Origin of the sequence: Rubritalea profundi (genome assembly GCF_002954445.1) — a bacterium.
GTDB classification, from domain to species: Bacteria; Verrucomicrobiota; Verrucomicrobiia; order Verrucomicrobiales; family Akkermansiaceae; genus Rubritalea; species Rubritalea profundi.
In genome coordinates, this window is the sequence record NZ_MQWA01000001.1 from 2,470,233 (window position 1) to 2,482,496 (window position 12,264).

Sequence of the window (12,264 nt, forward strand, 5' to 3'; positions counted from 1 at the left end):
AGATTGTTATCGATCTCTCCTTGAATCAGCATTTGAGTTCTTAGATGCGGGCGTGGCGACTTCGACTGGATCAAGCCAGTGGCTGATGAAAAATTTCTTTTCAGAGAAGTTTAGTATATTGTCAGATCTGCCGATGATCGGCCGGAGGGTGGTAGGCAGTTGGAGTGTTACGAGGGTGAAAACGGCCATCCAGACTTTGAGGTGGAGTGAGCTGGTCATGCCGAGGTGTTTACTGGCCTTGCCAATCAGCTTGAAACCGAAGCCTAGGCAAATCAGCCAGACTGCGGTGCAGATGAAGCCGAAGAAGAGGATCGATCCACTAGAAGTTGAGAACAGCCAAACAACTGGCGCAAAGCCAACGAGTAATAAGGAAAGAAGAGAGATGGCGCAGAGTAAGAGTCCGATCACGGTCTGAAACTTGACGTCGATTCCAGAGAGGCATCTGAAGATATAGAGACTGGGTAGCTGATCAGGCGCCGAAACTGAGACCTAGAACGATCTTTGCCGGTGCGAGCCATAGTTGTTTAGCGCCGCTGAAGGCACCGATGACGAGTCCAAAGATACTAAGGCAGAGGATACTGAACAGAAGCAACGGCAGCCATGGCAGGGTTTGCTTTGTGTGGATGGTGGCGATGAGGTCAATTGGCCTTTTTAGCAGGGCATTGAGCAGGGTGGAGAAGGTGAGGGGGTCTTCAATCAGAGAGACAGGTTTTAGAGGGGTTTGTGGCTTTGATGGAGAGGCTTGCGCCATGACGTCCTGCAAATTTTGAGGAGCTTTGTTTGCTGGACTTGGTGTTTCGGGTGGTGTGCTAGGTTCCATGGTGTTGTTTATTTAGTGTTAAAAGAAGCAGAGGATGCTGTTCCAAACTGTTTCGTAGAAGGTGCCAGTGAATGGGTCATCACGCAGAAAGGCGACCTCTAGCCGCGGACTGCCGAAGAACGGCCGCAAGATCCACGAAAGCTGAGCCCCGACGAAGAGGTTACCGCCTATCTAGGCGAAGAATGTGCTGTTGGCTGCGCTCTTTTTTTTAGAAAAATGGAGTAAGAACCGACGAAGTGTGTGGTGGGAGAGGATGCCCGCATAGGCCACGACTGCGGTGTGGAAAAGTAGAATAAAGGCGTGGAAGTCTCTAGCGTGGTCCGCATTGGCAGCGGGGGCGTGGAGAGCCAGTGCCTGACTGATAGGGCTCAGAGCTCCGAGAACGATCGACATCGTGGCGAAGCCCGCGAGCAAGAACTGCAGGCTCTGGCGCATAGTAATGCCGCTATCAAGAACTGCAGCGAGCAGTCCGTTGATCAGCCCATTCACAAGTAGCGTGCAGAAGATCAGCAGTGGTAACTTGATGGCGACATACATCCCCATTTCGGCTCCGCGCCATAGACCCATCGAGAAGCCATAAGGCGCACAGCCGACGACAACACACGGAACAGTCCGAATGAACATTTTCTTCGGGCTGAGTGTGAGCCACTCGGACAATAGCGCATGATCGCCACGACAAAGTGCGGGGATCAGCTGAGTTAAGCTATGCGAAGAAGATTGGTTGTTCATCAGGAGTGAAAGAACCCTGACGCATCATTGTGAGGTTATGATGAAGACTGTGTGAAAAGTTGGAGAAATCGAGCTCGTATCAAAAGTAACTACCCCAGTGATTTCTGGATCAGTTTTTTGAGCGAGAGACCTTGAACTGAGATTGAGAAGATGACGATGACGTAGGTTACTAGGAGAATTACTTCTCGGGCCTCGCCGGCTTCTTTAGGGATTGCCAGAGCTAGGGCGATTGAAATGCCGCCACGGATACCACCCCAGGTGAGGATTTTCACCACGTTAGGGCTGAATTCTCGGAAGCGCTTGAGGATGGTAACGGGCACCCAGATCGATGCGTAGCGAACCGATAGGCAGACTGGAATGAGGATCACACCAGCGAGTAACACCATACCAGAGAATTCGAGTAGGAAGATTTCTAGACCGATGAGGAGGAAGAGTACAGCGTTGAGGATCTCGTCGATAATTTCCCAGAAGGTGTCGATGTTAGTGCGGGTCGTGGCGCTCATGGCATTTTCGCGCGCGTGATTGCCTATCATCAGGCCAGCCACCACCATTGCGAGAGGGCCGCTGGTGTGAAGACCCATAGCGAGACGGTAACCACCAGTCACGAGGGCAAGGGTGATGAGGATCTCTACGTGGTAGTTGTCGATTGATTTGAGTAAACGGTAACCAAGGTAGCCGAGAATCAAACCGAGAAGGATTCCTCCACCCGCTTCTACCGCGAAGAGCTTGGCGACATCCATTGTTACGCTGCTGGAATGGGCATCGCCGCCGTGGTGTGCGCCTACGCCTGCAATACCGAGTAAAGCAAGGTAGACGACGACGCCGACACCGTCGTTGAAGAGTGATTCTCCAGTGATCTTTGTTTCGAGAGATTTTGGAGCACCGGCAGTCTTGAGGATTCCTAAAACAGCAACAGGATCAGTAGGAGCGATCAATGAGCCAAATACGAGACACCAGATATATGGCATATTAATGCCCAGTGCGCCAAAGAGTAACCAAGCGATAGAGCCAACCAGAACGGTAGAAAGAACCACGCCAACACTGGCGAGCACGCTTACAAGACGGCGTTGGTTTTTGAGCTGAGTCATGTTGACGTGTAGAGCTCCAGCAAAGAGGAGATAGCTAAGCATGCCTTCCATCAGTGCTTCGTTGAAGTCGATCATGCTGACGAATTTTTCAGCGTAGTCATCCATTGGTGGCCAGATAGCGCCTAGACCTAGTAGGGCTAGGCTGATGACTAGGGAAATCAGCATGATGCCGATTGTGGACGGTAGCTTTATCCAGCGATGGTTCACGTAGGCAAAGAGGCTCGCCAGAGTGAGTAGAATCGCAGCAATATCGAGAAGTTCCATAGTGGTGTTAGTTCTAGCGAGCTGTCTCTGAGTCTTACAGGAAATAATCAACCGATGAGACAGTTCTTGCTGCCTTCCCGCTCAAGCGAGGCTACACAAAAAAAGGCCGCAGTGTGAATCACTGCGACCTTTTTGAAAGATTTGTTAGTTCAGCACCTTAGCTAATTTCAGTTTTACCGAAGTAAGGAACCAATGCCTCTGGGATGGTGATGGAGCCATCTGGGTTTTGGTTCTGCTCCAGAAGAGCCACGTAGAGGCGTGGAAGAGCGGTGGCTGAGCCGTTGAGAGTGTGGCAGAATCGATTTTTTCCGTCAGCGTCCTTGAAGCGAAGGCGAAGGCGGCGTGCCTGGTAGTCGCCGAAGCTAGAACAGCTAGAAACCTCAAGGTACTTGCCCTGACCTGGTGCCCACACTTCGATGTCGTAGGTCTTCGTCGCAGAGAATCCTACGTCAGCAGTGCAGAGTTCGATTGTGCGGTAGTGGAGTCCTAGCTTCTGCAGGACCGCTTCGGCGTGGCCAGTGAGCTCTTCGAGCACTTTGAGTGAATCGTCTGGGTGCACCGCCTGTACGAGTTCAACTTTGTCGAACTGGTGCATGCGGATGATGCCTTTGTTGTCACGACCCGCGCTGCCCGCTTCACGGCGGAAACATGGAGTGTGCGCTGTCATCTTTATCGGGAGTTCTGACTCGGCGAGGAGAGTTTCACGCAGAAGGTTGGTGACTGGAACCTCAGCAGTAGGGGCAAGGAACATCGCATTGTCTTCGAGTCCGTACATGTCGTCTTCGAACTTAGGTAGCTGGCCGGTGCCTTCCATGCAGTAGCGACGGATGATGTGAGGGACATTTACCTCAGTATAGCCGTGCTCTTCTGTCTGGAGGTCGAGGAGGAAGCTGATGAGGGCGCGCTCGAGGCGTGCTCCTGATCCGCGGTAAACGGCGAAACCTGATCCTGAAATTTTAGCGGCAGCATCGAAGTCGATGAGGCCGTGCTTCTCGGCGATCTGCACGTGGTCGAGTGGCTCGGCAATAGCTGGCTTTTCGCCCCATACGCGGACTTCTGGGTTGTCGTCTTCCGTGAGACCAACCGGGCATTCCGCATGTGGCACGTTCGGGATGCTCATGAGCAGGTGGTTCTGGCGGCTTTCGACAGTATCAACTTCGAGTTCTAGAATTTTGATTTTTTCGCCAATCATTTTGACTGCCGCCTTCGCAGTCTCAGCTTCCTCAGTTTGACCTTGCCCCATCAGAGCTCCGATAGCTTTGGAGGACGACTTACGTTCAGCTTGGAGTTGTTGTTTTTCTGTCTCGATTGCTCGGCGACGTTGGTCGCAGGCAAGGACTTCGGAGATCAGGCTCTGAGTGTCACCACCACGGGTGGCAAGGCGGGCCTGAATAGCTTCAGCGTTTTCGCGTATTTCTCGGATGTCGAGCATGTGGCTCGTTTACGTCTTTCCTACCGAAAGGTAAATCGTAAAAGCAGCATTGCGAGAGATTGTTCGAATGGGAGCTTATTCGTTCAATGAACTGTCGTTGAGGAAGGATTGCTTTGAGAGTTCAGCGTATTTGCCATTTTGCTGAATCAAGGATGCGTGGGTACCTGACTCTATGATCCTGCCGCGGTCTAAAACGTGGATGATGTCGGCATTTTTGATGGTGGAGAGTCTGTGAGCGATAACGAAGGCTGTTCTCGTATTCATCAAGTTGTCGAGGGCGTCTTGAATCAGTTTTTCAGTCTTGCTGTCGACGCTGGCAGTGGCCTCGTCTAAAATGAGAATAGGCTGATTTTTTAGTAGCGCGCGGGCGATCGAGACGCGTTGCTTCTCTCCGCCGGATAGTTTGACTCCGCGCTCTCCAACATTCGTGTCCAAGTGTGAGGGGAGTTCTTTGATGAATTGGCTAGCATTCGCCGCATCGAGCGCCCGCCATAGTTCCTCGTCAGTGGCGTCACGTTTTCCTAACAACAGGTTCTCACGCACAGAGCCATTGAATAGAAATGAATCTTGAGTGACGTAGGCTATATTAGAGCGAAGTGAGGGTTTGTTCAGCGTGTTGAGCTCGTATCCATCTATCGTGATCGAGCCTGAGTCATATTCGTAGAAGCGGGTGAGGAGGTTGACTAGAGTCGATTTCCCCGCGCCGGTAGAGCCCACCAGAGCGATGGTCTGGCCCGGCATGGCTTTGAGTGAAATATTGTGGAGAGTCGGAATCTCATCGTAGCTGAAGGAAACCTGATCGAAGCAAACCTCACCACGCACAGGCTGGGGCAGAATTTCACCGTCATCAGCATGGATCTCGTCATCCGTATCAAGGATTTCAAAGACGCGTTCGGCAGCGGCTTTAGATGATAATGCCATCTGGTTGAGGCCGTGGAGCTTAGAGATGGGTTCGTAGAGTGCCCACATGATAGTGAAGAAATACAGGTAGATCTCAGTGCCAACGCTAGGGTCAGTGATGATCCGGTAGCCGCCAACACCAAGTACCAGAACGTAACCCAATGAATTCACAAAACTCATGCTGGGCGAGTACAGAGCCCAGTATTTCATGACCTTGAGGGTAGTGTGCTGGACTTTGTTAGAGAGTTTGTTGAAGCGCTTCAGTTCATCTGCCTCAGCGGCATAGGATTTGATCTGGTTGACTCCAGCGATGTTATCGCTCAGCAACGCGTTCATCTCACCAGTGTATTTTTTGACATCTCGGTGGCGATCTCTAGCGTTGCGGGTATAAATAGTTGCACCTATCGCTAACAGTGGAAGCGGAGCCAAGGCGGTGAAACCTAGGACTGGGTCCTTCCATATCAAGAAGGCACTCACTCCAATAATCTGAAGGACAGCTATGAGTCCTTGCTCGACGCCGTCTATCAGCAGCCTTTCCATTGCTGGGATATCCTCGGCGACTCGTGTCATGATGTCGCCCGTACGTTTAGAATCAAACCACTTGAGCGGCAGTCGTTGTAATTTAGAATAAAGTTCAGAGCGGAGATCAAAAATGGCTTTTTGCTCAAACACATTATTGATGAAAATGCGGAGGCAATTGAAAAGATCGCGGCCGAAAAATGCAGCTAAGGCAATACAGGTGTAAAGCAGAACCTTCCGGGCGTTCTCGCTTTTGTAGGCGTCTGACTCCACGTCGGCAACCAGCCCGCGAACTGACTCGGCTGCGGCTAGATTAGAATTACCTTCCTTTGACTCTAATTTTTTGGCAATATATTCGGTTTTTTCAATTTCGGCATGGCTAGCAATGACTTCCTCATAGATTCGACCCGACATTTCAGGGAATACGGGGAGCATTACGGTCATGAGAATAGCACAGAGTAATTGCGCTATAGCGAGCTTCGGATAGCGGCCGTAGTAAGAGAAAATGCGTCGGATAGTCTTCATGAAATACTGCTAAAAGATGGGCATATTTCGCATAAAAGTAAAGCTATGCTAAAAATCAGTGAATTTTAGGGTTGTCGAGTGGGGGAGGAGCCAACTAGTGTCCACCAACACACCCGAAAATCCTATTTTAACAACTGTTACATAAAACCACAATGGCTACTTATATCTTTGGCGGGCTAACCGCCGCCGTCTTAGCCCTATCCATATGGATGGGATTTAAGAACAATAATGAATTTGAAAAACAAGTTAAGCTCAACAAGAGAGCTGAGAGCACGCTAAACTCTTTGCGAGTAGATTTGTCTAACCTAAAAACTAAACGCGACGATACTGTAGCTAGTAAAAAAGCCGCCACTGAAGAAAATGTTAAAGAAACTGCAAATCTTGAAGCCTTAGTAAAGGATGTAGCCTCTATCGAAAGCGATATTTCAGAAAAAGAGAACATTAAGAAAGCAAACGATAAACAGATCGCGACTAACGTCGATGTGCTTAAAGGTCTGCCAGATCCAGATGTCCTCGTTCCTCAGATCACAGCAACCAAGAACAAGATCGCTCAACTTAAGACAGATATCGAATCTGACGAATCAAGTCTTACTGACTTGAAGGAAAGTAGTGACAAAATAATAGCTCTAGCAGCTCGCAAGCGCGTGGTGGCTGAATGCCAGGCTGCTGGTAAGTCACTCCCATCTCTTTCAACTTCTGTCCAGAGCGTCTATCGCAACTGGGGATTTGTTACACTCAGTGGTGGCAATGCACAAGGCGTAGTTTCTAGCTCTATTCTTGACGTACTTCGCAATGGTGAAGTGGTTGCTAAATTGAAAGTAACAGCAGTTGAGCAAAATCGCGCAGCAGCAGACATCATCCCAGGTGCTCTTCCTGTTACAATCTCGCTCCGGTCCGGTGACCGAGTCGTGGCTGAAAAAATTGCTCAGCAGTAAACGATATAAATTTTTAACTACTTACTCATTTTACTACTATGAAAACACCTTTGTTCGTTGCCGCATGTGCTGGTATTGCCGCAGCAGGAATTTTTTCCTACCAGAATATTAAGACGCATCAAGCTGAACTCGACTCCACTGACGATAAGAAAGATAAGATCATAAACGTCGACGTCTCGATCGACTCGATGCAGAAAGATTACGACTCAGAAAAAGAGCTCAAGAAGAAGGCTGAAGACGACCTCAACGCGACATTAGCTGAGATCGAGATTAAAGATAGGCAAAAGCTCACACTTAAAAGCACTCTTCAGGATCTAGATAATAAAGTCGCGACTCAGCAAGAGAAGATCGAAGACGTTGAGGCTCTCATTAATAAAATTAAAGTAGCATTCCAGGGCCAAAACGTTGCTCTAGAAAATATTCCAGCATTTGTTGAGAAACTCGATGAAGAGCTTAAGGGGCTTGAGAAGAAGAGCGAAGAACTCGTTATAGCATTGGAAGAAACTCAGGAGCAGTTCGATGCTAGTAATGCGGATCTACTTGGCCTGAATAAAAGTGAGTCAGAGCGAATCAAAAGCCTCCGTCAGAATAGTCTTTCTTCACTGATCACTGCAGTCAACTCGAGCTGGGGCTTTGTAATTATTAAGCCGCATCCAAATACTGACATCAACGTAGATTCTAACTTGATCATCGTTCGAGGAGCACAACACATTGGCCGACTCCATATCAATGCAGTTGAAACGAACCGCGTGATTGCAGATATTGATTACGATAGCCTAGTGTCTGGTGCCCGTGTGCGTGCTGGTGACCGTGTCATCCTCGCTAAAGCGAACAGCCGCTAAGCGTCTAGAATTACTTCTCAAAACGCATTGTCCGATGGGCAATGCGTTTTTTCGTTAGTGGCTGGTACTGAAATGTGTTATTACCTCGGCATAAACTATGGAGAATGTACTAGTCAAAAAGGAAGGGGAGCCAGTAAAGCAGTTTTCTGTGATGCTGCAGAATAGAGCTGGTGCGCTAGGCTCCTTAGTGAGGCTCGTCCGATCTGCTAAGGTCGAGATTATAGGAATAAGTATCCAGGATTCGAGAGACGCAACTATCGTAAGGATGTTGGTCACCGATCCGGATATAGTCTTTTGCCTATTTGCTGAAAAAGGGATTCCGTACACGATTTGCCAAATGGTGGTGATCGGCCTGCGTGAATCTGGAATCGGACTGGCAGCCTGTCTTGAGGCGCTGATGGCGGCCGAAACGAATGTTGATTTTGCGTATTCTTTAATGGCACATCCCGACAGGCAAAGTCTCGTGGCGATGCATTTAGAAGACTACTCTTTTGGAATTGATGTTCTCAACCGTGCTGGCTTTAAGGTACTCTACCAAGAGGATTTGTCGCGATAGATTGACGCTAAATGACAAGCTTGTTTGTTTTAAATGAGTTGTCACTTGCGGATTGCTTGGAAACCCAGCTTCTGTCAAAATTGTTACTTGTGGATTTGGACGACTTAGTGAATGGTCGCGCCTGTCTATGAATGAACAAATTTTACAGTCCGCAGCTGCACAGGCTCGTGGATTAGCAATCGACGCGGTTCACGCGTGCTCATCTGGTCACCTAGGTCTTCCTCTTGGTTGTGCTGAAATCGGTGCCGTACTTTTCGGTGAAAGCCTCAACTTTGATCCAGCTGCTCCAAAGTGGCTCAACCGCGATCGCTTCATCCTTTCCGCTGGTCACGGCTCCATGTTTATCTACACATGGCTTCACCTCAGTGGTTACGGCGTATCTCTTGAAGACGTGAAGAGCTTCCGCAAGCTCGACAGCATCACTCCAGGTCACCCAGAATTCGATGAGACTCCTGGTATTGAAGCGACTACTGGCCCACTCGGGCAGGGAATCGCAAACGGCGTAGGCTATGCAATTTCAGGCAAGCGTGCAGCAGCTCGTTACAACACAGCTGACCACACACTTTTCAATCACAACATCGTGGTACTCGCTGGTGACGGCTGTATCCAAGAAGGTATTGCACGTGAATCAATCGAATTCGCAGGTCACAGTGGCCTCGATAACCTCGTTCTCATTTATGATAGCAACGACGTAACACTCGATGCAATGGCTGACGTTTCCCAGGGAGACAAAGCTCAAGACTACTTCGAGTCACAGAACTGGAACGCGGTAACAATCGACGGTCACGACCTCGCAGCAGTGAAGTCCGCTGTTGATGCTGCTAAAGCTAACTCAAATGGTAAGCCATCTGTAATCATCGCTAAGACTGAAATCGGCCGTGGTATTCCACAGGTTGCTGGTACCCAGAAAGCACACGGAGAAGGTGGAGCAAACTTCGCAGCGGAAGCGCGTGCAGGTCTTGGCCTTCCAGAAGGTTCGTTCTTTGTCTCTGACGATGTGCGCGCATTTTTCGCAGCAAAAGCAACTGAAGGCGCAGCAGCAGTTGCAGCTTGGCAGGTGACTTACGATGCATGGAGCGCTGCTAACCCAGCACTCGCTGAAGAGCTCAGCAACGGCGTTGCTAAGGTGGTTCCTAGCGACCTGCTCGACCAGATCCCAGCGTTCGACGCTGACTATAAAGACGCGACTCGTGGCACAGGTGCTGTAGTGATCAACAAGGTCGCTGAGCTCGTTCCTCAGTTCCTCACTGGTTCTGCTGACCTTTTCGGTTCTACTAAGAACTACATCAAAGAGGGTGGCGACTTCTCCGCGACTAACGCGACTGGCCGCAACCTCTGGTTCGGTATCCGTGAGCACGCAATGGGTGGCATCTGTAATGGTATCGCTTACGACGGTTTGTTCCGTGCATCTGGCGCCACATTCTGTGTGTTCGCTGATTACCTTCGTCCATCGATCCGTATCGCTGCACTCGCTAAGCTTCCAGTGACATACATCTTCACACACGACTCAGTGGGTGTGGGTGAAGACGGTCCTACGCACCAGCCAGTTGAGACCGTGAGTGGCCTTCGCGTCATTCCTAATCTTGATGTGATGCGTCCAGCTGATCCTGAAGAAGTGGCTGCAGCCTATGCCGCTTCACTTGCTCGCACTGATGGTCCTACAGCACTTATCTTCACTCGTCAGGGTGTGCGTCATAACAGCGAAGTGCCAGTGGCAACTCGTCGTGAAGGCACACTCAAGGGTGGTTATGTTCTTAAAGAAGAGAAGGGCGAGCTCAAGCTCATCCTTATGGCTTCAGGTTCAGAAGTTGGCCACATTGTGGAAGCTGCTGAGCAACTTGGTGACTGCGTACGTGTGGTCTCCATGCCATGTCTCGAGCGTTTCGATCGTCAGAGCTGCGAGTACAAAGCAAGTGTTCTGCCTGCTACATGTACTAAGCGCATCGCTATCGAAGCGGGTGTCTCTGCACCTTGGTACAAGTACACAGGTCTCGACGGCGACGTTCTCGCTATCGACCGTTTCGGCATCTCCGCTCCTGGCGATGTTGTGATGGAGAAGCTCGGAATGTCTGCTGGTCACGTTGTGGTTGCAGCTAAGAACCTTCTTGGCTAGTTTCAGCTGAAATTATTTTGACCATCGGCTCACCTTCACTTGGAGGTGAGCTGATTTTTTTGTGGGTTCTGCAACTTTTGGCCAAATTGCGGGTTTCACTTGTTGGATCTCGCGGCTATGCTGCGAATCTTGAACCAAAGTTAGTCCCCATCATGAAGCTCATTTCGATCACTACAGCCACCTTATTTCTAAGTCTCACTTCCGCGCTGCTTGCGCAAGAAGGACAACCGCGTGGAGAAGGAGATCGGAGACCCTCACGCAAAGACATGCTCAAGCGCTTTGATCTCGATAAAGATGGTCAGCTTTCTGAAGACGAGCGCAAAGCTGCACGTGAAGCTCGACCACAGCGAGGTCGCCCAGCTGGACGCCCAGCAGAGGGTAAACCTAATGGCGAGAGAGGGAATAAGCCTCCTCATGGCGTGCGCTATAAGCATTATCTTGAAAGATTTGATAAAGACAAAGACGGCAAGCTATCTGAGGAAGAACGCCGCATTGCGCGCGATGAGATATCCAAAGGTTTTGGCCAACGAGGAAATAAAATGCGTGAGCATATGCTCAACAAATTTGATAAGGATGGCGACGGCAGGCTCTCTGAAGAAGAACGTCAGCAGGCTCACAAAGAGATGCGACGCAATCAAGGCGTGATGTCTGGTAGAACGACCAAGGCTAAAAAACGCTTCGTGGAGCAGTTCGACACTGATGGAGATGGCAAAATTTCTGAAGCTGAAAAGGCTGTGGCAAAAAAGGTGATACAGCGGCGCATGGCGGAGCTCAAGAAGAAACTTATCCTCAAGTATGACACTGACGGCGATGGTAAACTTTCCGAAGAGGAACGGCACAATGCGCACGAGCAAGAAAAGCTGGAAATGCTAGACAGCTTTGATTCTGACAAGGACGGTGAGCTCAATGGGGAAGAGAAAAAAGCAGCCTTTGAATACATGATGGAGCACCAACCTTACCGCCTGATGCACCAGATGAAAGAGCGTAAAGGTGGACCAAAGCACGGAGAGCGACACGGCGAATCTAATTCCAAGGAAGAGAGACGTCGTTCACCCCAGCGGCCATAACCCCCCCTACTATAGACCGCGCATAGCTCTACGACGATCAGGTGTTGCACTTAGTCTAAGAATCCAAGACCTCTAACAAATCCTTCTGAGCAAGCACAACCCCAGCACAAGCCTCACCGTAGCTAATCCTTAGGCTCGTGCCATTTAGTCTGTCTCATAGTCATGTTTGGTTGTCATGCGGGGCGGTGGCAAATTAGGAATTAGAAATTAGGAGGGGAGAGCACATTTCAAGCTAGACTGGAGGAAAGAGGGTGGAAGCACTCTTCTACGGCAATCAAAAAAAACACTCATCCAATGTGGAATGAGGGTTTTGTTGATTTATAAATGGTAGCCCCATCGAGAATCGAACTCGAATTATCGGTTTCGGAAACCGATGTGTTATCCGTTACACCATGGGACCTTTGGTCCGAGCGTGGCTCGGAAGGAAAAAGTGAGAAGAGGAAAAAGGAGAAAGTTATTTTCCTAACGCCCGCT

11 protein-coding genes and 1 tRNA gene are annotated in these 12,264 nt (G+C 49.7%); 5 read left to right on the top strand and 7 right to left on the bottom strand.

The annotated features are described in order from the left end of the window. Positions 1-6 precede the first annotated feature (6 nt). From BSZ32_RS10735 to BSZ32_RS10760, 6 genes are all read right to left on the bottom strand, one after another. Positions 7-408, bottom strand: coding sequence for a hypothetical protein (locus tag BSZ32_RS10735; protein ID WP_105043406.1), 402 nt, complete (start codon positions 406-408; stop codon positions 7-9). 61 nt (positions 409-469) lie between these two features. Continuing rightward, positions 470-820 (bottom strand): hypothetical protein, encoded by a 351-nt coding sequence (locus BSZ32_RS10740; RefSeq protein ID WP_105043407.1) that lies wholly within the window; start codon positions 818-820, stop codon positions 470-472. A 171-nt stretch (positions 821-991) separates the two neighbouring features. Further along, positions 992-1,549, bottom strand: a complete 558-nt coding sequence (locus BSZ32_RS10745) for a hypothetical protein (RefSeq protein WP_105043408.1) — start codon at positions 1,547-1,549, stop codon at positions 992-994. 89 nt (positions 1,550-1,638) lie between these two features. Next, positions 1,639-2,901, bottom strand: coding sequence for a cation:proton antiporter (locus tag BSZ32_RS10750; RefSeq protein WP_105043409.1), 1,263 nt, complete (start codon positions 2,899-2,901; stop codon positions 1,639-1,641). 157 nt (positions 2,902-3,058) lie between these two features. After that, positions 3,059-4,333, bottom strand: a complete 1,275-nt coding sequence (serS, locus tag BSZ32_RS10755) for a serine--tRNA ligase (protein WP_105043410.1) — start codon at positions 4,331-4,333, stop codon at positions 3,059-3,061. 75 nt (positions 4,334-4,408) lie between these two features. Further along, a complete protein-coding gene (locus tag BSZ32_RS10760; protein WP_105043411.1) occupies positions 4,409-6,277 on the bottom strand; it encodes an ABC transporter ATP-binding protein in 1,869 nt (622 codons plus the stop codon). Positions 6,278-6,429: 152 nt separating this feature from the next. Here BSZ32_RS10760 and BSZ32_RS10765 point away from each other — a divergent pair, with 152 nt between their 5' ends. The 5 genes from BSZ32_RS10765 to BSZ32_RS10785 all read left to right on the top strand — a co-directional run bounded on the left by BSZ32_RS10765 (position 6,430) and on the right by BSZ32_RS10785 (position 11,790). Then, positions 6,430-7,212, top strand: coding sequence for a hypothetical protein (locus tag BSZ32_RS10765; RefSeq protein ID WP_105043412.1), 783 nt, complete (start codon positions 6,430-6,432; stop codon positions 7,210-7,212). 38 nt (positions 7,213-7,250) lie between these two features. Then, positions 7,251-8,054, top strand: a complete 804-nt coding sequence (locus tag BSZ32_RS10770) for a hypothetical protein (RefSeq protein WP_105043413.1) — start codon at positions 7,251-7,253, stop codon at positions 8,052-8,054. 97 nt (positions 8,055-8,151) lie between these two features. After that, on the top strand, positions 8,152-8,610 hold the full coding sequence (locus BSZ32_RS10775) for an acetolactate synthase (protein ID WP_105043414.1): 459 nt from the start codon (positions 8,152-8,154) through the stop codon (positions 8,608-8,610). A 127-nt stretch (positions 8,611-8,737) separates the two neighbouring features. Further along, complete coding sequence (tkt, locus tag BSZ32_RS10780) at positions 8,738-10,723, top strand: transketolase (protein WP_105043415.1); 1,986 nt, start codon at positions 8,738-8,740, stop codon at positions 10,721-10,723. Between the two features lie 152 nt (positions 10,724-10,875). Next, positions 10,876-11,790: an EF-hand domain-containing protein gene (locus BSZ32_RS10785; RefSeq protein ID WP_129589721.1), complete on the top strand. Its 915-nt coding sequence runs from the start codon at positions 10,876-10,878 to the stop codon at positions 11,788-11,790. A gap of 325 nt (positions 11,791-12,115) precedes the next feature. On the opposite strand, the gene BSZ32_RS10790 is transcribed toward BSZ32_RS10785, so the two are convergent. Next, positions 12,116-12,190 (bottom strand) — tRNA-Arg (locus tag BSZ32_RS10790). Positions 12,191-12,264: the final 74 nt, after the last annotated feature.

Coding starts and splice junctions, on each gene's coding strand:
- BSZ32_RS10740 (WP_105043407.1), bottom strand. CDS start 820: ATGGAACCTAGCACACCACCCGAAACACCAAGTCCAGCAAACAAAGCT.
- BSZ32_RS10745 (WP_105043408.1), bottom strand. CDS start 1,549: ATGAACAACCAATCTTCTTCGCATAGCTTAACTCAGCTGATCCCCGCA.
- BSZ32_RS10750 (WP_105043409.1), bottom strand. CDS start 2,901: ATGGAACTTCTCGATATTGCTGCGATTCTACTCACTCTGGCGAGCCTC.
- serS (WP_105043410.1), bottom strand. CDS start 4,333: ATGCTCGACATCCGAGAAATACGCGAAAACGCTGAAGCTATTCAGGCC.
- BSZ32_RS10760 (WP_105043411.1), bottom strand. CDS start 6,277: ATGAAGACTATCCGACGCATTTTCTCTTACTACGGCCGCTATCCGAAG.
- BSZ32_RS10765 (WP_105043412.1), top strand. CDS start 6,430: ATGGCTACTTATATCTTTGGCGGGCTAACCGCCGCCGTCTTAGCCCTA.
- BSZ32_RS10770 (WP_105043413.1), top strand. CDS start 7,251: ATGAAAACACCTTTGTTCGTTGCCGCATGTGCTGGTATTGCCGCAGCA.
- BSZ32_RS10775 (WP_105043414.1), top strand. CDS start 8,152: ATGGAGAATGTACTAGTCAAAAAGGAAGGGGAGCCAGTAAAGCAGTTT.
- tkt (WP_105043415.1), top strand. CDS start 8,738: ATGAATGAACAAATTTTACAGTCCGCAGCTGCACAGGCTCGTGGATTA.
- BSZ32_RS10785 (WP_129589721.1), top strand. CDS start 10,876: ATGAAGCTCATTTCGATCACTACAGCCACCTTATTTCTAAGTCTCACT.